At 52.1% G+C, this 23,309-nt stretch carries 19 protein-coding genes and 1 tRNA gene; 11 read left to right on the plus strand and 9 right to left on the minus strand.

Annotated features, from left to right (window positions below; genetic code table 11):
* Positions 1-17: 17 nt before the first annotated feature.
* Positions 18-410 (minus strand): DUF488 domain-containing protein, encoded by a 393-nt coding sequence (locus AB8Q18_12630; protein XDZ51013.1) that lies wholly within the window; start codon positions 408-410, stop codon positions 18-20.
* Between the two features lie 15 nt (positions 411-425).
* Positions 426-1,061: a YfbR-like 5'-deoxynucleotidase gene (locus tag AB8Q18_12635; protein ID XDZ51014.1), complete on the minus strand. Its 636-nt coding sequence runs from the start codon at positions 1,059-1,061 to the stop codon at positions 426-428.
* A gap of 326 nt (positions 1,062-1,387) precedes the next feature.
* Here AB8Q18_12635 and AB8Q18_12640 point away from each other — a divergent pair, with 326 nt between their 5' ends.
* From AB8Q18_12640 to aceA, 5 genes are all read left to right on the plus strand, one after another.
* Positions 1,388-1,714: a DUF3870 domain-containing protein gene (locus AB8Q18_12640; protein XDZ51015.1), complete on the plus strand. Its 327-nt coding sequence runs from the start codon at positions 1,388-1,390 to the stop codon at positions 1,712-1,714.
* A gap of 147 nt (positions 1,715-1,861) precedes the next feature.
* A complete protein-coding gene (locus AB8Q18_12645; protein ID XDZ51016.1) occupies positions 1,862-3,019 on the plus strand; it encodes a DUF819 domain-containing protein in 1,158 nt (385 codons plus the stop codon).
* Positions 3,020-3,052: 33 nt separating this feature from the next.
* The gene (locus AB8Q18_12650; protein XDZ51017.1) at positions 3,053-4,111 is read left to right on the plus strand and encodes a dipeptide epimerase; all 1,059 of its coding nucleotides are present in this window, start codon (positions 3,053-3,055) and stop codon (positions 4,109-4,111) included.
* Positions 4,112-4,279: 168 nt separating this feature from the next.
* Positions 4,280-6,058 carry a bifunctional isocitrate dehydrogenase kinase/phosphatase gene (aceK, locus tag AB8Q18_12655; protein XDZ51018.1) on the plus strand — a complete coding sequence of 593 codons (1,779 nt, stop codon included), beginning with the start codon at positions 4,280-4,282 and terminating at the stop codon, positions 6,056-6,058.
* A 488-nt stretch (positions 6,059-6,546) separates the two neighbouring features.
* Positions 6,547-7,845, plus strand: coding sequence for an isocitrate lyase (gene aceA / locus AB8Q18_12660; protein XDZ51019.1), 1,299 nt, complete (start codon positions 6,547-6,549; stop codon positions 7,843-7,845).
* 133 nt (positions 7,846-7,978) lie between these two features.
* Here aceA and AB8Q18_12665 read toward each other — a convergent pair.
* Positions 7,979-8,054 (minus strand) — tRNA-Arg (locus AB8Q18_12665).
* A 279-nt stretch (positions 8,055-8,333) separates the two neighbouring features.
* Between AB8Q18_12665 and AB8Q18_12670 the strand changes: the two genes are divergently transcribed.
* The 4 genes from AB8Q18_12670 (at position 8,334) to hemH (ending at position 13,610) form a co-directional block, all read left to right on the plus strand.
* Positions 8,334-8,888: a cytochrome c5 family protein gene (locus AB8Q18_12670; protein ID XDZ51020.1), complete on the plus strand. Its 555-nt coding sequence runs from the start codon at positions 8,334-8,336 to the stop codon at positions 8,886-8,888.
* Positions 8,889-8,977: 89 nt separating this feature from the next.
* Entirely contained in the window at positions 8,978-10,099 is a 1,122-nt protein-coding gene (locus AB8Q18_12675; GenBank protein ID XDZ51021.1) for an anhydro-N-acetylmuramic acid kinase, read from the plus strand.
* Positions 10,100-10,160: 61 nt separating this feature from the next.
* Positions 10,161-12,506, plus strand: a complete 2,346-nt coding sequence (locus AB8Q18_12680; protein ID XDZ51022.1) for a DNA translocase FtsK — start codon at positions 10,161-10,163, stop codon at positions 12,504-12,506.
* 6 nt (positions 12,507-12,512) lie between these two features.
* Positions 12,513-13,610, plus strand: a complete 1,098-nt coding sequence (hemH, locus tag AB8Q18_12685; GenBank protein ID XDZ51023.1) for a ferrochelatase — start codon at positions 12,513-12,515, stop codon at positions 13,608-13,610.
* 61 nt (positions 13,611-13,671) lie between these two features.
* On the opposite strand, the gene AB8Q18_12690 is transcribed toward hemH, so the two are convergent.
* The 4 genes from AB8Q18_12690 to AB8Q18_12705 all read right to left on the minus strand — a co-directional run bounded on the left by AB8Q18_12690 (position 13,672) and on the right by AB8Q18_12705 (position 18,399).
* Positions 13,672-14,583, minus strand: coding sequence for a glutathione S-transferase family protein (locus AB8Q18_12690; protein XDZ51024.1), 912 nt, complete (start codon positions 14,581-14,583; stop codon positions 13,672-13,674).
* Between the two features lie 95 nt (positions 14,584-14,678).
* A complete protein-coding gene (locus tag AB8Q18_12695) occupies positions 14,679-16,712 on the minus strand; it encodes a PEP/pyruvate-binding domain-containing protein (protein XDZ51025.1) in 2,034 nt (677 codons plus the stop codon).
* Between the two features lie 124 nt (positions 16,713-16,836).
* Entirely contained in the window at positions 16,837-17,565 is a 729-nt protein-coding gene (locus tag AB8Q18_12700) for a peptidoglycan DD-metalloendopeptidase family protein (protein XDZ51026.1), read from the minus strand.
* Positions 17,566-17,976: 411 nt separating this feature from the next.
* On the minus strand, positions 17,977-18,399 hold the full coding sequence (locus AB8Q18_12705) for a DUF2147 domain-containing protein (GenBank protein XDZ51027.1): 423 nt from the start codon (positions 18,397-18,399) through the stop codon (positions 17,977-17,979).
* A 140-nt stretch (positions 18,400-18,539) separates the two neighbouring features.
* Between AB8Q18_12705 and AB8Q18_12710 the strand changes: the two genes are divergently transcribed.
* Positions 18,540-19,043, plus strand: a complete 504-nt coding sequence (locus tag AB8Q18_12710; GenBank protein XDZ51028.1) for an N-acetyltransferase family protein — start codon at positions 18,540-18,542, stop codon at positions 19,041-19,043.
* 59 nt (positions 19,044-19,102) lie between these two features.
* Here AB8Q18_12710 and AB8Q18_12715 read toward each other — a convergent pair whose 3' ends face one another.
* Both AB8Q18_12715 and AB8Q18_12720 read right to left on the minus strand, forming a co-directional pair.
* Complete coding sequence (locus AB8Q18_12715; GenBank protein XDZ51029.1) at positions 19,103-21,367, minus strand: BCCT family transporter; 2,265 nt, start codon at positions 21,365-21,367, stop codon at positions 19,103-19,105.
* A 236-nt stretch (positions 21,368-21,603) separates the two neighbouring features.
* Positions 21,604-22,041: a GNAT family N-acetyltransferase gene (locus AB8Q18_12720; GenBank protein XDZ51030.1), complete on the minus strand. Its 438-nt coding sequence runs from the start codon at positions 22,039-22,041 to the stop codon at positions 21,604-21,606.
* Between the two features lie 179 nt (positions 22,042-22,220).
* Between AB8Q18_12720 and hemE the strand changes: the two genes are divergently transcribed.
* Positions 22,221-23,285 (plus strand): uroporphyrinogen decarboxylase, encoded by a 1,065-nt coding sequence (gene hemE / locus AB8Q18_12725; GenBank protein XDZ51031.1) that lies wholly within the window; start codon positions 22,221-22,223, stop codon positions 23,283-23,285.
* The last annotated feature ends 24 nt before the right edge of the window (positions 23,286-23,309 follow it).

A 23,309-nucleotide genomic window follows, 5' to 3' on the forward strand; every position in this document is an offset into this window, starting at 1 on the left:
AGAGCCTAGGTTTTACCTCATAACTGCGTCTTCCCTTCAGCAGCGCACGCTGCCCCAAACTCATCTTGCAAAATCGTCATTAAAATCTGGACGTGATTTTGTGTTTCGTCACGCGCGGCGTACACCAGAGTGATGGTTTGCGTCATGCTACGCTCGGCCAAATCGGCCAAACAGGCCACTGCCTCTGGCTGGCTCAATAGCTCTACTTGATAGCGCTCGCCCAATTCGGTATAGCCACACTCACCTTGATGATAGGCTTGACGCAGTGCCGTAGAAGGCGCAATCACCTTCAGCCAGCCGTCCAAATGCGCTGCTTCTTTAGCAACGCCGCGCGGCCACAGCCTATCCACCAAGAAGCGTGCGCCGTCGTCAGCGGCGTAGGCCGCATAAATTCGCTTACGCTGAATCATATCTGAGCGCCCTGCCTAAGCCACCACCTGATCCAACACTTCGTGGGTCAGGTGGTATAAATCGATCTGCGTGTCTTCGGCCAAAACGTCGGCCAACATGGTGTGGCGAAAATAGGCAACGCTGGCCGGCAGCGGAATGTGCAAAATTTTATTCAGCGCGTTTTGATACATATCGATGAATTCATGGTCACGGTTGCCGCGCTTAAGCTCGGCAAAGGCCTCATAAAACTGGTCTAGCTTATCCGCCAACTCCAATAAGCGCCCCTCTAGGCTAGTGTCCTTACCTTCTTTCATGCGGTGAAAAAAAACGGCTTGAAACTCAGCCGGAATTTCATCCAGAATAAATTTCTCCATCATTTTGTCTTCCACATGGCTCAACATCTGTTTGAGTTCGGGCGAGGCGTGCTTCACCGGGGTTTTGATGTCGCCGATAAACACTTCGGCAAAGTCATGGTTGATGGTTTTTTCGTATACTGCCTTCCAGTCGACCTCGGCACCGTTCATTTCTTCTAAAGTGCCAAAAAACATGGCGTATTGCGACACCTTCCACGAGTGGGCCGCCACATTATGCTCTTCAAACTTAAACCGGCCAGGCGCGCGAATAATGCGTTCTAAGTCATTTAAACTGGTAAAAAAACGGTGAATCCCCATATACATCTCCTCTTTATCGAGGCCCGAGCCCTATCGGTTTGGCCTGGACACTCTTTTGGCTGTGACATTCACAATACCCCAAACAGATGACAAAAAATAGGCTAACACAGCCGTTTCAGCCTGATCTCCCCCTAAAGGCCATCGCCTCAACCCATATAAGCTAGCCAAACGACACCTCTAATGTTTGCTTTTACCACAGTTTCAACACTATTGCCGTAGGCCAGCTTCAATGCTATATTTGCCCACATATCGGGCCGGTTTTATGGCTGACGCTGAGCTTTTTTGGCTCACCCTCGCTAAGGTCCAACAATGTAAAGGGGAGTGCTATGCCCTACGGTGAAGACACCATTTATGTGGTGGGCGATGCTAAATCGCCACAAAACAACCCCATAACCGAAAAGTTTAAGGCCTATTTTTTGGCCTTGGTCATTGACCAAACAACCCATCTGATCGTTGACGTGGAATGTTCCACCACCTTGACGCTGACCAATCGATTCATTCGTGAATTCTTCATTGGCCAGCACATCCAAAACAACGACATCAGTAACCAAATTACCCAACGCTATTTAGGCTCATCACAAAAAGCCTTGATTGTGGCATTTAAAGACGCACAGAAAAAATATGCCCAACACCTTCAACGTGATGCCCAATAGCTGATTTAAGCTGCTTTATTTAATTACCTAAATAAAATCCAGCCAATCGCACCGCTTGCTTAACCGCAGGCGTGCGCTTGGCTGGATTTTTTTTGGCCATACCAACGCTACCGAATAAGTAGCGAACCCACACACCAGGAGAAACACATGATAGAACAAGGCTTTATGTATTTAAGCGTGCTGATTGCTTGGGCTGCCGCGATGGCCGCCTTTCAGCAATACACCCACGCCCGCAAGCTGCTGACTTTTTTACCCGCCGTGGTGCTGATTTACATCGGCGCTTCCATGATGAATACCTTTGGCGTGTTTGCGCCATCAGAATCGATCAGCACAACCTATTCATCCGTGCGCAGCGCCCTCTTACCGGCCATGCTGGCGCTGATGCTGCTAAAATGCAATCTGCGCGAAATCATCCACCTCGGCCCCCGCATGTTGGTCGCCTATGCCTGTGCTGTATTCAGCATTTTGGTGGGCTTTGTAGTGGTTTATGTGGGCCTGAAACACTTCTACATTGACGGCACCTGGCGCGCATTTGGCGCCCTCGCCGGCAGCTGGACCGGCGGCTCGGCCAATATGGTGGCCTTACAAAGCATCTTAGACGTACCCGAAACCATTTTCGGCTACATTCTGATGATGGACACCATCAATTACGCCGTCTGGGTGATGTTCATGTTCTGGCTGGTGCCGTTTGCTGGGCGCTTCAACAAATGGACCAAGGCGCCAGAGCAGCTGTCGAGCGAAGCCATGAACATGAAGACCGAAACCGCAGAAGCGCCGATCACGTTTCAGAATATTTTGTATCTTTTAGGCATTGGCCTGTTGATTTCGGCCGTATGTACCTGGGCTGGGCAAAACCTGCCCAACGTGGGCGACGTGATTAACGGCACCACTTGGACCATTATGCTGGCTTCCTTAATCGGCCTAGGCTTGGCGATGACGCCGCTGTCTAAAATGTCCGGCTCCATGGAATTATCCAACGTCATGCTCTACATCATCATCGCCTTAATCGCTTCGCGCTCAGACTTCAGCAATCTAGCCCAAGCCCCGATTTACCTCGTGTCTGGCTTCTTGATTTTGTTCATTCACCTGGTGGTGATGGTGCTGTTGGGCAAACTCTTTCGCTACGATTTATTTACCCTCGGCGTGGCCAGCCTCGCCAATATTGGCGGCATGGCTTCGGCCCCGATGCTGGCCGCCAGCTACCACAAATCGCTGATTCCCATTGGCGTGTTGATGGCGCTGATGGGCTCTTTTGCCGGCACCTATTTCGGCATGCTGGTGGGCAAAATTTTGTCCTTACTGTAATCGAACTTGATGAAACCATGAGAAAGCACGCACATGATCATTACCCAACTACGGGTGGCGCACACGCCGCTACAGCTGCACACCCCTTTTAAAACGGCGCTGCGCACCGCCCACGAAATTGACAGCATCGATGTGTATCTAGACACCGATGCAGGCCTAGTCGGCCGCGGCGCCACCGCCCCCACTTTAGTCATCACCGGTGATTCTAAAGAAGGCATCATCGGCGCCCTTTTAGGCCCAATTCAGGCCGCTCTCGTCGGCCAAGACGCACGCCAGCTCAATGTTTTACTTCTGGCCATACAGCGTGCCTGCATCGGTAATACCAGCGCCAAAGCCGCCGCCGACATCGCCCTACATGATCTATTTGCCAAGTGGCTGGATCAACCGCTTTACGCCGTTCTCGGCGGCCACAAAGCGCTGACCACCAATATGACCATTGGCCTAGACACGCCAGAAGTCATGCAGGTAGCCGCCCAAAAAGCCGTGGCCGACGGTTTTGACACTTTAAAAATCAAGGTCGGTAACGACCCCAGCCTCGACATCGAGCGCATGCAGGCCATCGCCGCCGCCGTACCCAGCACCACCCGCTTTCGCCTCGACGCCAATCAGGGCTGGACAGCTAAAGATGCCGTCAACGTGATTCGCCAATTAGAAGCGCTAGGCTTCAACATCGATTGGGTAGAGCAACCAGTATTGGCGCGCGACTTTGCTGGGATGAAATACGTCACCGACAAAGTCGCCACCAAAATCATGGCCGATGAGAGCGTGTTTTCGCCGCAAGACGCCTTCACCCTCATCAGCGAGCGCTGCGTCGACCTCCTCAACATCAAGCTGCTCAAATGTGGTGGCATCGGCCCCGCCCGCCAAATCGCCGACTTAGCCGCCGTTCACCATATGCCGTGCATGATCGGCAGCATGATGGAGTCATCCGTCTCGGTGAGCGCCGCAGCCCACTTTGCTGCCAGCCATCCCAACGTTTTATACTGTGACTTTGATGCGCCGCTGTGGCTGACCGAAGCCCCACAAGGGCTCAGCTACCAAGGCCAGCAAGTATTTTTAAACCAGCGCCCCGGCCTTGGTCTTGAGGCCTAAAGCCCGACACGTTCTGCGCCAGCCGTTAGCCCATCAGGGTTAGCGGCTTTTTCATGGGCGTAGATCGCCCTTCCCAAAACCCCATATGATTGTTATGATGAAATAAACACATAATAATGAATCAAATCAGCCTGAGTCCCACTTGTTGTCACAAAGGAGTCACACAAGATGTCGGATTTAAGCCCCCCCAGTCAGGGCCATTCCAGTCAAAACAGCCGTTCATTGCTGGTTGCCCAAAGCATTTTAAACGGCTTTAATAAGCACTACTTTCTGTTTAGCCAGGCCAACGCCCAGGCCAAAGGCCTGTTCGAGGCCGCTAACTGGCATGGCATTCAAGAGTTAGTCGCCAATCGAATTCAAATGTACGACGACCGCGTCAAAGAGGCTGTGACCTTTTTGCGCGAAACCTGCGACGCCGCCCACTTTTCTGATGAAGTCTGGCAGCAGGCCAAAACCCTTTATATTGCGCTGCTGGTCAACCACAAGCAGCCCGAACTGGCGGAAACCTTCTTTAATTCGGTGTGCTGCAAGATTTTGGATCGGGAATACTTTAATAACGACTTCATCTTCTTTAAACCGGCAACCTCAACCGAATACATCGAATCCGACCCACCCACGTTTAAAAGCTTCTACCCTAATAAAGAAGGCCTACGCGGCTGCCTACAGCACATCATTGGCCACTTTAACTGGCAGCGCCCGTTTGCCCACCTCAATCACGACCTTTCCTGCGTGCTGCGCGCCGCTAAAGCCCATTTTCAAGACGAATGGCCGCCCAGCGAGCTCAATTTGCACCTGCAGGTATTGCATGCGCCGTTTTACCGCAATAAAGGCGCCTACATCTTTGGTCAAATCGTCAACGGCAGCCGCCGCCATCCGTTCGCCCTCGCCATTTTGCACGACGAGCAAGGCCAGCTAGTCATCGACACGGCCCTGTTTCATCCCGAGCAAATTGCGGTGCTGTTCTCGTTTGCGCGCGCCTATTTCTTAGTCGACATGGATGTGCCTTCAGCCTACGTGAATTTCTTACACCGACTGCTGCCGATGCGCCATCCGCACGAGCTGTACACCATGCTGGGGCTGCAAAAGCAGGGCAAAAATATTTTTTACCGTGAATTCATTCAGCACCTCAACCATTCCAACGATCAGTTCACCTTAGCCCCTGGGGTCAAAGGCTTGGTGATGTTGGTGTTTACGCTGCCGACCTTCCCCTACGTGTTTAAGCTGATTAAAGACGTGTTCGGTCCGAATAAAGACTTTGGTCGCAAAGAAGTGAAAGAGAAATATCTCTTAGTGAAGCGCCACGATCGCGTCGGCCGCATGGCCGATACCTTAGAGTTTTCCAACGTGGCCTTTCCTCTAGATCGCTGCGATCCACTGCTCTTGGCCGAACTACGCGCTTTGGCGCCGTCGCAAATCGAAGAAAGCAACGGCCTGTTGGTGGTCAAACACCTGTACATTGAGCGCCGCCTCAAGCCTCTGAACCTCTTCATGCAAAGCGCCAGCCAAGCCGACAAAGACAGCGCCGTGATTGAATACGGTAACGCCCTGAAAGAGCTGGCCTCGGCCAACATCTTCCCTGGCGACATGCTGTATAAAAACTTTGGCATGACCCGCTACGGCCGCGTGATCTTCTATGATTATGATGAAATTGAATACATGACCGACTGTCAGTTCCGAGCCATTCCGCCAGCACCCAACCCTGAATACGAGTTGTCCAGCGAAGTGTGGTACCCCGTCAATAAGGGCGATGTGTTCCCCGAAGAGTTTGGGCCCTTCTTATTGGGTGAGCCTGACGTGCGCCAAGTGTTTTTAAAACACCACCGCGATCTGTTGACGCCGCAGTTTTGGCAAAGTAAGAAAGACCGCATTTTGGCCGGCCTCATCGAAGATTTTTACCCTTACCCCGAGTCTGGCCGCTTCCCTCGGTTAGCGCCAAACACACGATAATCAATAAAGCATTGACAGCCCGCCCGCCCATATAGCGGGCGGTTTTGTTTTTTCAAGCCTTATTTTTAATATTATTACCAAAAATACAACAGATTAACAAAATCAACACAGATTCCTTTTGTGACAACGAAAAACAACATGTTGCGTTGCAGCGTTAATCACACCACTCCCCTAGGCGCATCAAGCTTACCCCATTAAAAATCGCCCAGATTGGCCAAAAAAATCTTCTCTTCCCAACACCCGATTTTGTTAAAAAAAACGCAAAGGAACATTAAGCAACAAAGTCGAAACTCGAAACCGAACCCAACAGTAAGCAATTGAAAATTAGACCGTTTGTTCTAACTCGGCGGCGACAAATCGGGCTAGCCCCCCCGTCTGAAACATGGTTAAATTTTCCCATCGCCAAGGCCAAGAAAGCCGTTCCCTTCTACGCTTTGGACGATCCCTTAAGAATCCAAAATCTAAATTAGAACAAAGGAATTTCAAGTATGACTAATCGTGCACAACGTATCGCCGCCATCGAAAAAGATTGGCAAGAAAACCCTCGCTGGAAAGGCATCAAACGCGGCTACACCGCTGAAGATGTTGAACGCCTAAGAGGCTCTATCCATGTTGAACACAGCCTAGCGCGCAACGGCGCAGAAAAACTATGGCGCTTGGTTCACGACGAACCGTTCATCAACTGTTTGGGTGCCCTGACCGGCGGCCAAGCCATGCAGCAGGTTAAAGCTGGCATTAAAGCCATCTACCTATCTGGCTGGCAGGTCGCAGCGGACAACAACTCATACATGTCGATGTTCCCAGACCAATCTCTATACCCGGTTGACTCCGTGCCTGCCGTGGTAGAGCGCATCAACAACACCTTTACCCGTGCCGACGAAATCCAACACGCTCGCGGCGTGGACGCTGGTGACAAAGAGTATGTTGATTACTTCGCCCCGATCGTGGCCGATGCTGAAGCAGGCTTTGGTGGCGTTCTGAACTCTTTCGAACTGATGAAATCGATGATTAAAGCCGGCGCGGCTGGGGTTCACTTTGAAGACCAATTGGCGGCAGTGAAAAAATGTGGCCACATGGGCGGTAAAGTATTGGTGCCCACCCAAGAAGCGGTTCAAAAGCTGATTTCTGCTCGTTTAGCAGCGGACGTGATGGGCGTACCTGCCTTGATCTTGGCCCGTACCGACGCCGAAGCGGCCGATCTGTTAACCTCAGACGTAGACCCTAACGATCAGCCATTCTGCACTGGCGAGCGCACCGCCGAAGGCTTCTACCGCACCAAAAATGGCCTAGAACAAGCCATTTCTCGCGGCCTAGCCTATGCACCTTACGCCGACTTGATCTGGTGTGAAACCGGTACCCCTGATTTGGAATTCGCCCGTCAATTTGCCGAAGCGATTCACAAAGAGTTCCCAGGCAAGCTGTTGGCCTACAACTGCTCACCTTCGTTTAACTGGAAGAAAAACTTGGATGATGCCACCATCGCCAAATTCCAGCGCGAACTTGGCGCCATGGGTTACAAATACCAGTTCATCACCTTAGCTGGCATTCACAACATGTGGTACAACATGTTCGATTTAGCTCAAGACTACGCCCAACGTGGCATGTCTGCCTACGTTGAAAAAGTACAAGAGCCTGAATTTGCTGCTCGCGACCGTGGTTACACCTTTGTGTCGCACCAGCAAGAAGTAGGCACCGGTTACTTTGACCAAGTGACCACCGTTATTCAAGGTGGCAGCTCTAGCGTGACGGCCCTAACCGGCTCGACCGAAGAAGAGCAGTTCCACTAAGCAGTACCTTGTTTCCTGACTCATGCTGATATTTGCCCCAAGTTCTGCTTGGGGCCTTTTTTTATTGGCCCAATCACATAGGCGCAAAAAAACACGCTTTTGCCCGAGGCAAACCGCGTGTTAATAGCATAAGTGGCGCACCCAACAGGGATCGAACCTGTGGCCTCCAGCTTCGGAAACTGACGCTCTTCCAACTGAGCTATGGGTGCGTAAACGTCACTATGGCGCAAGATTAGCTTATCTCATGCCTGCTTGTAAAGCCACATAAGCCCCAAAAGGGTAAATAAATGCGATAAAATGGATCAGAACACAAACCTAAGCCAAGAGCTCATACGCGCTAATACCCTAACAACACCCGCTTTTTTCCCTTAATTGGCCTTAATTTGAGGCAGGCCAAAGTTTAAGATTGGAAAGATGGGGCCTTTTAAGTATAATCTTGGCATTCTATTACCCTACGTTTACCCTTTTCAGGCGAGGCAATATATAAAATGAACACCTCTAGAAAACACACTACCGGTTCCGCAGCCACTACCTTAATCGGTGGTATTGTCATTATTCTTGGCTTTTTGTATTTGTTGGTTAGTTTAGCCACCTCTGGTTTTCACAGCGATTTCGATGAGATGACCAAAGAAGCGGTAAGCTCACGCATTAAACCAACTGGCAATATTGTCTTGGGCGATGGCGTTCCTGCAGGCCAACGCAGTGGTGAATTAGTTTTCAACAAAGTATGCATCCAATGCCACGCGGAAGACTCTACCGTGGCCAACTCTCCTAAATTCAACCACCCTGACCAATGGGGCCCTCGTATTGCCAAAGGCTACGACACCCTATTAGACCACGCCATCAACGGCTTCATGAACGACACCATGCCCGCTCGTGGCGGTCGCTCTGACCTGACCGACGATGAAGTGGCTCGTGCAGTGGCTTACATGGCCAACAGCGCCGGCGCTAACTTTACTGCCCCAGCCATCGTTGAAGAAGGCGAAGAAGGCGCGGCTGAAGGCGAAACTGCAGAAGCGGCTGAAGCAGCACCACAAGAATAAGACTTACTTTTCTTAAGAAACGCGCCTTCAAGGCGCGTTTTGTTTGTCTACTGATAGTATAATCAGGCATACCCATCCAGGAGTGCATTATGGCAACGGCAACGCTATCGGTTTCCGAATACGAATATTATATTGGCCTAATGTCTGGGACCAGCCTCGATGGCGTAGACGCCGTCTTGATTCGCACCCAGCACCACCGCTGGTGCGGCGCCCTGGCTCATGCCTTTGTGCCGTACGGCGCCGACACCCAAGCCCAAGTTTTGTCCTTACAGACAGTGGCCGACAACGAGCTGCATCGAAATGCCCTCTTGGCCCAAACGCTGAGCCATCTTTATGCCGAAGTGGTGAATAAGCTCTTAACCGAACAGCAAATCAATCGCCAAGCCATCCGCGCCATTGGCTGCCACGGCCAAACCATTCGCCACAACCCAGCTCAAGGCTATACCTTGCAAAGCGTCGACCTCGCCCTATTAGCCGAACTGACCGGCATTGACGTCGTGGGTGACTTTCGCAGCCGCGACTTAGCCGCCGGTGGTCAGGGTGCGCCTTTAGTGCCCGCTTTTCATCAGGCTTTGTTTGCCCATCCGCAGCAACACCGTGCCATTTTAAACATCGGTGGCATCGCCAACATCACCGTTTTGGCACCCGATCAATCTGCTTTTGGCTTCGACACCGGCCCTGGCAATATGTTGATGGACGCCTGGGTGCAGCAGCAGTGGCAATGCCACTATGACGAAGGTGGCCAAAAAGCCGCCTCAGGCCAGGTTTTGCCCGCCCTGCTCACGGCACTCTTAGCCCACCCTTACTTTGCCCAAACGCCACCGAAAAGTACGGGCCGCGACTTATTTTCACTAGACTGGCTGCAACCCTTCTTAAGCGGCACCGAACAACCACAGGATGTCTTGCGCACCCTGCTAGAATACACGGCCCTCACCATTGCCGAAGCGGTTCAAACCCATGCAACCCACACGCAAACCCTATTTGTATGTGGTGGTGGTTTGAATAATGGCTTATTATACAATCGACTAAAAACACTATTGCCGCAGATCAGTTTAAGCGACACCGCCGAGCTGGCCCTACACCCCCAATGGGTAGAGGCCGCTGCATTTGGCTGGCTGGCCGCCCAGCTCATCCATCGCCAGCCGGGCAACCTACCGCAGGCGACCGGTGCGGCTGGCAAACGTTTATTAGGGGCACTTTACCCTGCTTAAAGCACTCATACGACGAAACGTGGTGACCACACCACACCCGACCCCAATGACATGACTGAATATGAATTTATTTAAAAAGAAACCCAAACGAAAATCCGTCGTTAAGAATAAATCCCGCACTCGGGCGCCCCACCTCATCATCCTCATCAATGATGCCCTGTGGCTGGTCGCCCTATTGGTGGTGGTCTACCTTGGCCTAAGCTTAGCCAGCTTCACCCCGCTAGACCCTGCCTGGTCGCGCAGCGTTCAGGGCACTGATGTGCGCAACCTCGGCGGCGTGTTTGGCGCCTATTTTGCCGATATTTTGTATTATTTAGCCGGTATTTCCGGCTGGTGGTTGATCATCGCCGCCATCACTTGGCTGGTGAAATCGTTTCGACCTTTATCCAGCGACAGCGCCAACCACAGCTATAACAACATTATCGGCACCGTGGGCGTGGTGCTTCTCGTCATCGCCAGCCCAGTCTTAGAATACCTAGGCTGGAAAAACCAGTTCGACACCTTGCCCTTTGGCGCCGGCGGCTTTATTGGCGGCCAGCTCGGCGGCTTGTTAAGCACCTATCTGGGCATGACCGGCACCTTTGTGCTGAGCCTGTGCTGCGTGATGATCGGCCTGTCTTTATTACTACAGGTGTCTTGGCTGGTGCTGATTGAAAAACTGGGCACGCGCCTAGAGTGGCTGTGGCTCAAGCTGATTCAAAAACCGCACGCCTTCATCCAAGATCTGCCCAAAAAGCGCATCACCCGCCGCGTCGCCAAAGACGTCACCGCAGAGCTGCCGGTGGCCAAAGCCCCGATTGCGATGCAAGTCGCACCCGCTTTGGATTTAGAACAGCCGTCTTTATTTGACGAGTTTGATGAAGAGGACGAACGCGAGGCCGACACCAGCAGCGCCCAAGGCTCAGCCACCCCAAAAAAACCGCGCGCCGCTAGGAAAACCAATCTACCCGGCGTCAATCTGCTGTCGGTGACCGCCCAACAGAACAAGCCCATCGACCAGCAAACCCTACAGCAAACGGCCGATCTGATCGAGCGCAGCCTGAACGAATTTGGCGTGTCGGTACGCGTCATCAGCGCCACTTCAGGCCCAGTGATCACACGCTACGAAATTGAGCCCGCTCAAGGCGTGAAAGGCACCCAAATTGTCAATCTGGGCAAAGACCTAGCGCGGGCGCTGGCCTTACAAAGCGTGCGCATTGTGGAAACCATTGCCGGCAAAAGTTCGATGGGCATTGAATTGCCTAATCCAGAGCGCCTCAACGTTGGCTTAAGAGACATTTTTGATGCATCTGTGTTTGCCAACAGCGGCTCTAAGCTCACTTTGGCGATGGGCAAAGACATTTCCGGCCAGCCCGTGGTGGCTGATTTAGCCAAAATGCCACACGTACTGGTGGCCGGTACCACAGGCTCGGGTAAATCAGTGGCGATTAACGCCATGATTCTCTCCATGCTGTATAAGGCCTCACCCGAAGAAGTCCGCCTGATCATGGTCGACCCCAAAATGCTGGAGCTGTCGATTTACGAAGGCATTCCTCATCTGTTGGCGCCCGTAGTCACCGACATGAAGCACGCCGCCAACGCCTTAAATTGGTGCGTGCAAGAAATGGAAAAACGCTACCGCCTGTTGGCCCACACGGGCGTACGCAACCTCGCCGGCTTTAACGACAAGCTCAAAGCCGCCAAAGAACAAGGCGAGCCCTTAACCAATCCCTTCAGCCTCGACAAAGACAATCCAGAGCCGCTCTTGCCGCTGCCGCAAATTGTGGTCATCATCGACGAGCTGGCCGACCTGATGATGGTGGAAGGTAAGAAAGTAGAACAGCTGATTGCGCGCCTGGCTCAAAAAGCTCGCGCCGCCGGCATTCATTTGATTCTGGCCACCCAACGCCCATCGGTGGACGTGATTACCGGCTTGATTAAGGCCAACATCCCCACCCGCATTTCTTTCCAAGTGTCTAGCCGCATCGACAGCCGCACCATCTTGGACCAAATGGGCGCAGAAAATTTATTGGGCAAAGGCGACATGCTGTTCTTACCGCCTGGCTCTGGCGACCCAACCCGGATTCACGGTGCCTTTGTGTCTGATGAAGAAGTGCACCAAGTCGTCGACTATTTGAAACGCCAAGGCCCGGTAGAATACGTCGAAGGCCTGTTAACAGGTGAAGCCAGCAACAGCACCGATGGCGCTGGTGACGGCAGCGGCCAAGGCGCAGACGAATTATTTGACCAAGCGGTAGAGTTTATTTTAAGCAGTCGTAAAACCTCTATTTCCTCTTTACAACGCCATTTACGAATTGGCTACAATCGAGCAGCCAATTTAATGGAAGACTTAGAACGCGGTGGCATCGTGTCGGCCCCTGAAGTGGGCGGCAGCCGCCAAATTTTAGCTCGATCCTCAGAAGAATAACGCACCATGACTTTTTTAGCCGAACCCAACCACAACCATGCCCAGTTCCAGCCTAAAGTAGGCGTCTTGCTCCTGAATTTGGGCACCCCAGACGCCCCAGAAACCAAGCCGCTACGCCGCTATCTGAATCAGTTTTTATCGGATAAGCGCGTAGTAGAGCTGCCAAGCTGGCTGTGGCAGCCCATCCTCAAGGGCATTATTTTGACCTTTAGGCCCAAGCAAAGCGCGCAAAAATACCGCCGCATCTGGTTTGAGGCTGGCTCACCGCTGGCCTATTACACCCAACAGCAAGCGGCATTGCTGGGCCAGGCGCTTCAGGCTAAGAGCGACCTCATCGTGGTGGATTACGCCATGCGCTACGGCAACCCATCGGTACAAAGCGTGCTGACCAAGATGAAGCAACAAGGCGTCACCCGCCTCTTCGTACTGCCGCTGTACCCACAATACGCAGGTTCCAGCAGCGCCACCGCCTTAGACGAAGTATTTCGCACCTTAATGCAGCAACGCAATATGATGGACGTGCGCACCGTATCGCGCTTTCACGACCATCCCGCCTACATCAACAGCCTCGCCAACCACATTCGCCGCCATTGGCAACAGCACGGCCGTGGCGACAAGCTGTTGATGAGCTTTCACGGCGTGCCCGAAAAAACCCTACACCAAGGCGACCCTTATTTTTGCGAATGCCACAAAACCGCCCGCCTATTGGCCCAAGCGCTAGAACTGAAAGAAACAGACTATGTCGTATGCTTCCAAAGCCGCTTTGGCAAAGCCAAATGGGTGGGACCGTCGACGCAAGACTTATTCAGCAGCCTGCCGAAAAAGCAGGGCGTCAAAAACATCGACGTGGTCTGTCCTGGCTTTGTGTCAGACTGTTTGGAAACCCTCGAAGAGATCAACGATGAAGGCCGCGAGCTCTTCATCGACGCCGGTGGTAAAGGCTTTCAATACATTCCCTGCCTCAATACCGAACCCGAATGGCTAGACGCCCTTGCCAGTATTGTCCAAGAACATACTGAGGGCTGGATCCCGGCACAGGAAACCGGCGACAAACAAGACGAGCGTTTAATGCGGGTTCAAGCCGTTAAAAAACAGCTAGGCTAAACAAACGGCCACAAAAAAGCCCTCGCTTCATCACACATGAAGCGAGGGCTTTTGATTGAGCTTAAATCGACCAATCCAAGTCTGGTCCCAGCGGCACCACGCCGGTTGGGTTAATCTTGAGGTGGCTCTCATAATAATGGTGCTTGATGTGAAAGAAATTCACGTCTTGGGCAAAAGCCGGCAGGGCATACAGGCGACGCGTATAGGCCCACAGCGCAGGATAATCCTGCAGCTGGCGCTGATTACACTTAAAGTGACCATGATAAACGGCATCAAAACGCACCAGCGTGGTGAATAAGCGAATGTCGGCTTCGGTTAAAGCCTCGCCCATCAAGTAAGGGCCGCCTACAGCAAGCCGTGCCTCTAGCCAGTCCATAGTGGCGAACAGGGCCGTAAAGGCTTCTTCATACGCAGCCTGGGTGGTCGCAAAGCCAGCGCGGTACACGCCATTATTTAAGGTTTCGTAGATGCGCTCATTGACGGCATCAATGTCGGCACGCAAGGCCTCAGGATAATAATCGCCCGCTTTCGCACCTAAGTCATCAAATGCCTGACCCAACATCCGAATCAGCTCTGAAGACTCATTATTCACAATGGTCTGGCGTTTTTTGTCCCACAGCACGGGTACGGTCACCTTACCTTGATAACCTGGTTCAGCCTTTTGATACACTTCAGACAGGTATTGAGCATTCATGAGGGGATCTGCTTGAGCACCCTTTTCGTCGGCGAAATGCCAGCCTTGTGGGCCCAAACGCCAATGCACCACGGTAAAGGGCAGAATGTCTTCTAAGCCTTTTAAGGCCCGCATGATCAACACCCGATGCGCCCACGGACAGGCCAAACCAACATAAAGATGATAGCGATCGCGCTCAGGCTCGAATGGCCCACTGGGGTTAAGCCAATCGCGAAACACGCTGGCAGGTCGTTCAAAATGGCCGTCTTTAGACACGCTTAACGCAACTTGGCTACCCATAGGAGGCTCCTTAAATGAGAAAAAACAATTGAGTTAATATAACAGAGACTTAGCCAATAAAATAGGTCACACAGCGTTCTACCCATAGAACAATACTAAGGCGCACCAGCCTCGGTCAAGTTGGCTAGGCTGAGCAAAGCAATACTTAAACCTACGGCCAAAGGCTGTTTCAACGGTATCTGCCGAATATAGGGTCGGGCCTGTAAGATCAGTACTTCACCATCTTTAATCGCCCATTCAATGTCTTGTTCCTCTTCTCCAAACAGCGTTTTAATCGCCACGCTGGCCGCAGCCAATTGCTTAATGGTGGCTTCATCCAGCACCGCAGGCGCACCAGATAAAGGCACTTCGACCACGCCGCCCTGATCATCTAGCTGTAGGGCAACCTCATCGGCCGAGTGCGTCAATACCTGTACGCTGCCGCTGCGGTGGGTATACAGCACTTGCTCAGCAATGCGCTTACCCTCCACCACCCGAATGCCGATACCGCGCTTAGCGGCCAAATACATCACCCCTTTACGGCTTTCGTCAAATGGATCTAAGGTCACCATCACGCCCGAAGCATCGGCATTAATCGCCTGCTGAACCAACACGCTCATTTTGACGCTGTCTTGCGGGAAGCCCGCCACGCGTCTGGCTTCATAGGCTTCAAAATGAAACACCGAAGCCCACACGGTTTTAACCGCCTCGGCCAAAGCCGGTTCAGTAGTCACGTTCGGCACCGTTTGATACAGACCCGCACCGCTGAAATTTGGCAAGTCTTCCGAATTGGAAGAGCTGCGCACAAATACGCCCTGACCCTGTAACTGCTGCTGCCATTGCTTGGCCCAGCCGCGCACCCACTCAGGCTCCACAGGCGCGGCCATGATGCGCTGGCGTAGTGCCGCTAGGCCCGCTTTACGCTTGGCGACGTCACCTTCAAACTGGGCTTCCATTTGGTTCAAAGACGCAGCCGTGATGCCTTGCTGATCCATGAACTGCTGGAATTGCGCAAACGGAATACAAAAACCATCCGGCACGTTCAAGCCCGAGGTACCTTGCTTGATCGCTCCTAAATTGGCAGCCTTGCTGCCACAGTATTGATGGTCTTTACGATCCAACTGGCTCAAAGGCCTTAACTGAGCGTCGGTCAGATTAGGCTGGGGTAAATGAGCCACCGCCGTGCGCCGCTGCAGCTGGCCTTCGGCAGCCGGTGCCAGGCTGTAATGGTTGGCACCCACTTTAAGAGTGACGTTTTGATTCAGCATAGACCCCATGATTTTACTGGCGTCTTTTAAATAAATATTGGGGACTCGCCAGCCCTTGGTCAGCAAATTGACGTGAGACAAAATGGTAGAAGGCTGCTCGTTGATCACGGCGGCCACCGGCGGCAGGCTCAACGGCACTTCTTTTAAAATCACAATATCGTGCTCACCCACCGTAGCCAAATCGGCCTCGGACTGCACCAGCTTCAATCGCCCTACGGCCAAGCCTGGATTCAAGGCCATGAAGTGTTGCTCTTTGATTAAGGCTTCTTGGGTCACGTAGTTCAAGCCCACGGCCGTGCCGACTTGCTGATGCCAGGACGAATTGGTTTTAAACTGCACTGGCGCATAAAACGTGCGCTTCAGCTGCGCATCGGTGAGGCGCAGCAGCTCAGGGGTCAGCTTATCGCCTTCCCAAAATTCATAGGTAAAGGCGCGAATATTTTGGCGCCAGCTGAGCGTGCCAAACACATAGCGGCGATCAGGCTCATAATAATAGCTTTTCAAAGCGCTTTTGCTCGGTTTTGTACCCAATAGGTGGGTCACAAAACGCTCGTGCAGCTGATGTTTTGGCGTATTCACATAGTCAATTCGATTGTGATCCTGACGATCGATCACAAACAAAATATGGGGAATTTCAAACGGCGTACCCTGTTCGTACACCCGCGCCAGCACGTCAAAATCCTGCCGACTGGTGACTTTGGCTAGGCTGTCTTGCTGGGTTTTTGCGGCCGTTTGCTCTGGCATCAGCGGCGGAATCAGATTGCTTTGCTGTAAATGACCATAATAAGAAGGCTTTTGGCCCGTTTGGGCATGGCTGGCCCCAACGGCTACAGCAAGACCCAAAGCCAGCAGCCAAGAAGTACGTAAAGATCGATTGATCATCGGATGTCATCAAGCTCTGTCGTTTAAAAATCAGAAAATAAACGCAGCCACCTCTGCCGTCAACTAAAACCGCACGCTGTGCCATAAAAAAACGCCCTTGCGGGCGGTTTTCATCATACTGGTCTTAATTCAAATACGGCATAGGGTTCACAGCCTTGCCTTGAATACGTAATTCAAAATGTGATTTGACGCGGTTGGTACCGGTGCTGCCCATGGTGGCAATTTGCTGGCCGGCGCTGACGCGTTGATTCAGGCTGACGCTGGTACTGTTATTGTGGGCATAAGCAGTTAAAGTACGTGCATCGTGGCGAATCATCACCAGCTTACCGTAGCCACGTACCTCTTCACCCACGTAAATCACCGTACCGGCTGCGGCGGCCTTAATCGGCGTCCCCACGCTACCGGCGATGTCGATGCCCTTATTGGCACGACCGTCAAAGCGCGTGATCACCTGCCCTTGAACCGGCCACTGGAGCTTAATATTGGTTTTCAATGCAGCCGTATTAGCGTTGGCATTGCTGTTACCCTTATTGTTGGCGGCAGGCTTTTTACCCGCATTGGCCGGTGCCTTAGCGTTACCGCTCACCTTAATCAACTGCCCTATTTCAATTTTAGAGGGGTCAGACAGGCCATTTAAGCGCTGTAGAGCCGTTACGGTTTGTCCATGCTTCATCCCAATTCGGTATAGGTTATCGCCTGGCTTCACCCGATAGTAGCCAGCGGGCGCAGGCCCAGAACTATTGCCGCGGGTCACGGGCGCGTTATTGCTGCCGCAGGCGCTCAATACCGCGATTAAACCGACCACACCTAGGGTGTGCATGACTTTTTGGGGACTCAATGAAAAAATACGCATCCAGCTGCTTTCTCTGTTGGCGTTAAACACACACTTTAAGCACGAAGCTTAAAGCCTTCAAGACAAGGCGAAGGCGCCAGAATCTGGACGCACAACTCACCTTAATATTCGGTCTATCGACGATAGACCATGAAACCGCAAAATCATTCCCAACAAAATCAAATGATGGATTATTTACCGTCGCGTAGGGTGGGTAAAGCGTAGCCTACCCACCACTCCTAACTGCTCACGTGCCCAGATTTAAAACCCGCGTGGGTCACGACCCACCCTACTAGGGGCCTACGCTGTAAACGTAAAAAAAGCATAGGGAACGATACGATAAACCATCCTTATTTCGTCAACGGCACGACCATCATACGCGAACAAAGGGGGAGCTGTCACAGCTCCCCCTGCTTGATCTGCCTAATCCGACTAGTTGAGGCGCTTCCAGGTTTGGGTACGGCCCAACAGGGACACACCCACAAAGCCACGCAGCTCTAGGGCATCTCCATTATTGGTCAGCTTGGCCTTAGCGCTGTAGGTCTTGCCGCTTTTCGGATCGAATACCTTACCGCCCTCATATTGGCCTTCTTTGGTTTGCTTCAGGCCCGACACCACCGTCATGCCCACGATGGGCGCATCTTTTTGGGCGCCGGTACAGCCGCTGCACTGATTTAAAGCGCCAGCATACAGCTGCGTGACTCGGCCTTGAAACACGCCGCCTGACTCAACGATCTCCACCACGCCCTTAGGTTTTTTGGTTTCGTCGTCAATCGTCTGCCATTTCCCCACAATACCTTGAGCCATGCTGACGCTGCTCAAGCCTGCCAACAATACCAACCATAATTTACTCATGATCTTTCTCCTTTTTTCGAATGTGGGCCTCATCGCCCCTATTTATTGTCGTGAACGCGATACATGCGCCGACGGCATCATTTAAATGTGCTGAATTCATGGTACACTATTTTTATACTATTTCCAGAAAAAAACGCATCATGAGACTGGCACAAGCATCTGATCTACAAGAGATCATGGCAATTTATAATGCCTCCTTGCCTTCTGGCGAATCCGCAGCCGACTTCCACACCCTGATTCAAGGCGATCAAACCACTTGGTTTGATGCCCACAAGCAGGCCCATCACCCCCTTTACGCCTATTATAATGACGAGGGCAAAATGGTGGCCTGGGCGTCGTTTAGCGTCGAGCACCCCACCAATATGGATCGCCTCAGCGCCGAAGTCAGCATTTATCTGGCGCCCGAAGTCCAAAATCAAGGCCTAGGTTCCGAAATTTTAGCCTTTATGCTCAGCATGGCCCCCATCCTCGGCATCCAAAACGTATTGGCCATCGTATTTGCCAGCAATCAGGCCAGCATTGCCCTGTTTAAAAAATACGGCTTCGCCCAATGGGGCTTTCTACCCCAGGTCAGCGACCTACACCACGCCAAAACCGATGTTTTAATTTTGGGTAAATCAGTCCCTAAACTCAATCAGCCGTAAGCGCCCATAAAAAAACCGCAGTACCTATACGGCACTGCGGCTTCATCACGATCTCATCCTTAACGCTTGTCAGCCTTGCTATCGGCCTCTTCAACCGCTACAGCAGACTCAGCTGGAATTTCTACCTCAAACTGATCCACCACCGGTGCCACCACAGGCTCAGCCTGTGATTCATCAGCCGCAGCGCTTGGCGCGTCATCGGCCTCGCCAGTCTGCGCCCGCTCAGCCTCTGCTTCAGAGACCACATCAGCAGCTTCAGCTTCTACCGCTTGCAGCGCTTCTTCACGCAAAGCCTCTTCTTCAGCCAGCTGATCCTTGGTGACGTTTTGCGTCATCAACTGGTTAGATGGATCCATCACCAAGCTCATGTAGCGTTCATACTGCTTCAACACGTCGGTGATGATTTCATTTTTGGTCATGTATTGCACGTCATAGCCTAAACGACCGTCACCAAAGAAGGTCACCGGCTCATAGCTGTGGCTATTTTCTACCGTTGGCACCGAATCATCATCCAAGAGGTCGGCGTGAATCGCGACCTTCTGAATACGAATACCGTAGGTAAAGTTACAAATAGAATCCACCTTAATCAGCAGTTCGGTTTCATACGGCACGCTTTCTTTTTTGGTCACCTTCACGTCTAAGCCGTATTCAGTCAACTCTTTAGATAGGGCCGTCAATGCAGGAAAAGCAATACGATTGATGAAGGACACGGCCTCCTCTTGCTGTGGCTGGCTCAAAATTTGCTTCAGCTGCTTCTTCCAATGACGCCCGCTCCAAAACGCACTGCCATAGTTAAAGTCTTGCCTAAAGTATTGATTGTCGACCACAAAGCCCTTCCACATCCCATAACACAGCACCAGCATGATGCCCATAAAGGGCAGCGCGATGATCAGCGTCATGGTCTGCAAGGCTGGCAGCCCGCCTGAGCGCAATAACGCCAGCGACAGCACCACCAGTAAAATACCCCAAAACATGCTTTGCCACGGTGGCGAATCGCCGCGACCGCCTGAAGCCAACGAGTTCATCACGTAAATACTGGAGTCGGCTGAAGTAATGAAAAACAGCGAAATGATGACAACCGCAATGATGCTGAGTAAGGTCGAGAACGGCAAGTATTGGAAAAACGCAAACAGCAGACCGTCAGGCGTATTGACCAAGCTACTCAAGGCACCGTTGGCCACGTTGATGTCAATCCAAATAGCGCTGTTGCCAAACACCGTCATCCATAAAAAGTTAAACATCGAGGGGATGAACATCACCCCAAGCACGAACTCGCGAATGGTGCGCCCGCGCGAAATGCGCGCAATAAAGAGGCCAACAAAAGGCGCCCAAGACACCCACCAAGCCCAATACAGCACCGTCCAGCCGCGAAACCAACCGGCTTTTTCTGGCTCATAGGCAAAGTTGGTAAAGCTTAGGCTCACCAGCTTACTGAAATAATAGCCCACGTTTTCGGTAAAACCTGACAGCACAAACAGCGTCGGGCCGGTCACCAATACGAACAGCATCAGCAATACCGCCACCACCAAGTTAATTTCACTCAAACGGCGCACGCCATTGCCCACACCCGACATGGCAGACATCACCGCCAATGCCGTCACCACCACAATGAGTACGGCATTGGAAGTAAAGTCGTTCTCGCCGACCCAATTTAAGCTAAATAGGCCTGCATTCATCTGCATGGCGCCATAGCCTAAAGTCGTACACACACCGAACACGGTAATGCACAAAGCCACGGTGTCGATGCCATGACCAATCGGGCCATTGATGCGGTTTTTTAACAGAGGATAAAAGCCGGAGCGCACGCTCAACGGCAGCTTGTAGCGAAAGCCAAAATAGGTCAGCGCCAAGCCAATCACGGCATAAATACCCCAGGCGTGAATGCCCCAGTGATAGAAGGCGTACAGCGAGGCTTCTTTAATGGTTTGTGGCTGGTCCATGCCCGAACTCAACGGGTTGGCATAGTGCGACAGCGGTTCGGCCACGCCAAAATACATGAGGCCAATCCCCATCCCTGCGGCAAACAGCATGGCCAACCAAGACACAAAGGGGAACTCGGGCTGCTCATCGTCGGCGCCTAGGCGGATGTCGCCAATGCGGCTAAAGGCCAGGAACAAGAGAAACACAATAAAAACCGAAGCGGTAAAGACGTAAAACCAGCTGAAATAATCGAAAATGAGGTCTTTAGCGTGATTGAGCATGATTTGCGAACGCTCAGGAAAGACCGAACAAACAATAGTGATCGCCAAGATAAAGGCAATGCTGGGGAGAAAAACATAGGGGTTTAGAGTAGATGATTGCTGTAGTTTTTTAATAAAACTCAAAGGGGCCTCACTCTCAATAGTTAATAAAAGGCTTCACCATCATCAATAGGGAACGCATACCCAAATCCAACAAATAAGACAAAGAAAAATGACCGTTTTCATGGCAATTATAGGCGTTATTGTGACGGGCCATGAAGCAAAAAAAAGAAACTATTGTATCAAATTAAACACTTAGTCACAAACCCACCCCCACAGCCCCCACCCCGTAAGGGCTGTAGCCAGCTCACGCCTCGGCCTCAATCCAGCCTAAGGGCCATATCTTGATGCCACAATCCCACGCTTAAATACGGCGCCGAAGTCACCTCATAGCCTAGGTTTTGATAAAACCCTAGCACACTGGTTTGCGCGCCTAAAACCAGCTGCGTATACCCTTGTGCCCGCGCCCATTGCGCCACCTCTTGCATTAAGCGAACGCCATAATGCCGCCCACGTTGCGCCAAAGGCACGGCCACCCGCTGAACCTTTAACACCCCCTCACCTAGGGCATGCACGCGGCAGCAGGCCAAGGCCGTCATCGGGGCGTCGGGCGCCGCCAACAGCATGTGCACGCAGCTGGCCTCTAAATCGTCTAGCTCCAGCTCGGCCGCAATGCCCTGCTCCTGAATGAACACCGCCGTGCGCAGCGCCACGGCCTGGGCATAAATGGGACTGGTTAAATCGCTTGTCGTCAACAACTGCATTCTGTCTTTGCTTTCTTGAAGAAGGCCACAGCGAGGCTTAGGCCGCTGCGGTGCCAGATTGCCCCTAGCATGGCTTCGCCATGACGTGGGTCAAGGTTATATTTCGGTCGCAGCCGAACAGAAACCTTTGATTTAGGCTATAATCTGGCTTAATTTATAAATAGGGTTTCGTGATGACACAATTAAAAAATGACACTTTCTTGCGAGCATTACTCAAAGAGCCTGTTGAATACACCCCCATTTGGATGATGCGCCAAGCAGGTCGTTATTTACCTGAGTATAAGGCTACTCGTGCCGAAGCGGGTAGCTTCTTAGATTTATGCAAAAACACCGATTTGGCCACCGAAGTGACCATTCAGCCACTCGAGCGGTTTCCACTAGACGCCGCCATTTTATTTTCTGACATTTTAACCATCCCCGACGCCATGGGCCTAGGTCTATACTTTGCCGAAGGCGAAGGCCCGAAATTTGAACGCCCTTTACAACATGAAGACGCCATCAATAAATTGGCCGTGCCTCATGTAGAAGACAGTTTAAAATACGTGACCGACGCCGTCAGCAGCATCCGTAAAGCCTTAGATGGCCGCGTACCGCTTATTGGCTTCTCTGGCAGCCCGTTCACCTTGGCTTGCTACATGGTTGAAGGCGGCAGTAGCAAAGATTTTCGCACCATTAAAACCATGATGTACAGCCGTCCAGAACTGCTGCACAAAATCTTGGCGGTGAACACTCAAGCCGTGATTGACTATTTAAACGCCCAAATCGAAGCCGGTGCCCAAGCGGTTCAAATTTTTGACTCTTGGGGCGGCGTTTTGAGCGATGCGGCTTATGAAACCTTCAGCCTCAACTACATGCAGCAAATCATCGCTGGCCTGAAACGCGAACACGAAGGCCGTAAAGTACCCGTGATTGTCTTCACCAAAGGCGGCGGCTTATGGCTAGAAAAAATGGCCGCCATCGGCGCCGATGCTTTGGGCCTAGACTGGAGCTGCAATATTGGTGAGGCCCGTCAGCGCGTGGGCGATCAAGTCGCCCTACAAGGCAACTTCGACCCCTTCGCCCTATTTGGCACGCCAGAAGCCATTGAAGCTGAAGCCGCCCGCATTTTGGCCGCCTACGGCCACGGTTCGGGCCACGTGTTCAACCTTGGCCACGGCATCAACCAATTCACGCCACCAGAGCATGCAGCAGCCCTAGTAGAAGCCGTGCATCGTTTATCGAAACAGTATCACGTTTAAACTGTTTAAAATAATGTATTAAAG

The sequence above is a fragment of the Neisseriaceae bacterium CLB008 genome (assembly GCA_041228285.1).
Taxonomy (GTDB): domain Bacteria; phylum Pseudomonadota; class Gammaproteobacteria; order Burkholderiales; family Neisseriaceae; genus JAGNPU01.

Coding starts and splice junctions, on each gene's coding strand:
- AB8Q18_12630 (XDZ51013.1), bottom strand. CDS start 410: ATGATTCAGCGTAAGCGAATTTATGCGGCCTACGCCGCTGACGACGGC.
- AB8Q18_12635 (XDZ51014.1), bottom strand. CDS start 1,061: ATGGGGATTCACCGTTTTTTTACCAGTTTAAATGACTTAGAACGCATT.
- AB8Q18_12640 (XDZ51015.1), top strand. CDS start 1,388: ATGCCCTACGGTGAAGACACCATTTATGTGGTGGGCGATGCTAAATCG.
- AB8Q18_12645 (XDZ51016.1), top strand. CDS start 1,862: ATGATAGAACAAGGCTTTATGTATTTAAGCGTGCTGATTGCTTGGGCT.
- AB8Q18_12650 (XDZ51017.1), top strand. CDS start 3,053: ATGATCATTACCCAACTACGGGTGGCGCACACGCCGCTACAGCTGCAC.
- aceK (XDZ51018.1), top strand. CDS start 4,280: ATGTCGGATTTAAGCCCCCCCAGTCAGGGCCATTCCAGTCAAAACAGC.
- aceA (XDZ51019.1), top strand. CDS start 6,547: ATGACTAATCGTGCACAACGTATCGCCGCCATCGAAAAAGATTGGCAA.
- AB8Q18_12670 (XDZ51020.1), top strand. CDS start 8,334: ATGAACACCTCTAGAAAACACACTACCGGTTCCGCAGCCACTACCTTA.
- AB8Q18_12675 (XDZ51021.1), top strand. CDS start 8,978: ATGGCAACGGCAACGCTATCGGTTTCCGAATACGAATATTATATTGGC.
- AB8Q18_12680 (XDZ51022.1), top strand. CDS start 10,161: ATGAATTTATTTAAAAAGAAACCCAAACGAAAATCCGTCGTTAAGAAT.
- hemH (XDZ51023.1), top strand. CDS start 12,513: ATGACTTTTTTAGCCGAACCCAACCACAACCATGCCCAGTTCCAGCCT.
- AB8Q18_12690 (XDZ51024.1), bottom strand. CDS start 14,583: ATGGGTAGCCAAGTTGCGTTAAGCGTGTCTAAAGACGGCCATTTTGAA.
- AB8Q18_12695 (XDZ51025.1), bottom strand. CDS start 16,712: ATGATCAATCGATCTTTACGTACTTCTTGGCTGCTGGCTTTGGGTCTT.
- AB8Q18_12700 (XDZ51026.1), bottom strand. CDS start 17,565: ATGCGTATTTTTTCATTGAGTCCCCAAAAAGTCATGCACACCCTAGGT.
- AB8Q18_12705 (XDZ51027.1), bottom strand. CDS start 18,399: ATGAGTAAATTATGGTTGGTATTGTTGGCAGGCTTGAGCAGCGTCAGC.
- AB8Q18_12710 (XDZ51028.1), top strand. CDS start 18,540: ATGAGACTGGCACAAGCATCTGATCTACAAGAGATCATGGCAATTTAT.
- hemE (XDZ51031.1), top strand. CDS start 22,221: ATGACACAATTAAAAAATGACACTTTCTTGCGAGCATTACTCAAAGAG.